Consider the following 1,426-nt stretch of genomic DNA (forward strand, 5'->3'; position numbering starts at 1 on the left):
TAAAGTGGACCCATCGGTCAAGACAGTTTTTCAGCGAGTTTAAGCTGCGTCGTTTTCTGTCATCGCAGCTGGTCGGCGCTGCCCCGTGATACCCCCTCCTTGCCGCTGGAGAGCCTTACCCTCCAGTGGCCGCCGGCGGCAAGCCAGACGGCGCTTATGCCGCCTCCAGTTCCGGCACTTGCGCACTGCCGTACTTATCGACGATCAGCGCACCGCCGCCGATACCACTGCGGTAGACGCTGGCAGGCGTCTGGTAGCCAAGCGACTGGTGCGGCCGCTCGGCGTTGTAAAAAGCGAAGTACTGCGCCAGGCCGACCGTCAGCTCGGCCATATTGGCGTAGCCCTTCAGGTACACGTCCTCATGCTTGACGTTGCGCCACAGGCGCTCGACGAAGATGTTGTCCAGGGCGCGTCCGCGCCCGTCCATGCTGATGGCCACACCTTCACGCTTGAGCACGTCCGTGAAGGCCGCGCTGGTGAACTGCGATCCCTGGTCGCTGTTGAACACCTCGGGCCGGCCATGCTCGCGCAGGGCGTCCTCCAGGCAGTCCACGCAAAACGACGCGTCCATGCTGTTGCTGAGCCGCCAGGACAGCACCTTGCGGCTGTACCAGTCGATCACGGCAACTAGGTAGGCGAAGCCGCGCGCCAGCCTGATATACGTGATATCCGTGCTCCACACCTGGTTTGGCCGCGTGACCGCCACGCCGCGCAGCAGGTACGGATAGACCTTGTGCTGCGGCTGCGGCTTGCTGGTATTCGGCCCCGGCGCCATGCCCGCCAGCCCCATGCTGCGCATCAGGCGCTGCACGCGCTTGCGATTGACGACATGGCCTGTCCCCTTCAGGAACACCACCATGCGCCGGCTGCCGTAAAACGGTCTGCTCGTGTACTCCTCGTCGATCAGCTTGCACAGCAGCAGATCGTCGGCGCACGCTTCTTCCGGCACCGTGGCGGTGAGCCGCCGGTACACTGTCGCACGCGGCACTTCGGCCAGCTCGCACTGACGGCTCAAGGACAACTCGTCGGCGCCGTCGACCCAGCCGACCCGCGCATCCAGGCTCACACTCCCAACTTTTTTTTAAGCCAGTCGTTCTCCATCTTCAGCCGCCCGATTTCTCCGTACAGCCGATCCTCGCCGCTCTTGTCCTCGGCCGGCTTCGGGCCCCGCTTGGTCTCGAACAGGGCGCCGGCCGATTCCAGGATCTCCTTCTTCCACTGCCCGACCAGCTGAGGATGCACGCTGTACGCCTGCGCAATCTCCGTGATCGTCCTCACCCCGCGCACCGCCTCCAGCCCTACCTTGGCCTTGAATTCGGCCGTGTGCACCTTGCGTTTCTTTGCTTCACCCATTTGCTGTCATCCTTTCGTGGACGACAGCTTAAACTACCCCGTGGCCGCTGTCTCAAAAGGTGGATCCACTATA

Annotated in this window: 1 protein-coding gene; it reads right to left on the reverse strand. The window is 63.2% G+C overall.

Annotated features, from left to right (window positions below; genetic code table 11):
* Positions 1–154: 154 nt before the first annotated feature.
* Positions 155–1,353, reverse strand: a protein-coding gene (locus J3U95_RS28195; protein ID WP_208281770.1) for an IS3 family transposase whose coding sequence is annotated in 2 segments (ribosomal slippage) — positions 155–1,074 and positions 1,074–1,353 — 1,200 coding nt in all. Because the reading frame shifts where the segments join, the coding sequence is not laid out codon by codon here.
* Positions 1,354–1,426: the final 73 nt, after the last annotated feature.

The sequence above is a fragment of the Massilia oculi genome (genome assembly GCF_017582745.1).
GTDB lineage: Bacteria > Pseudomonadota > Gammaproteobacteria > Burkholderiales > Burkholderiaceae_D > Telluria > Telluria oculi_A.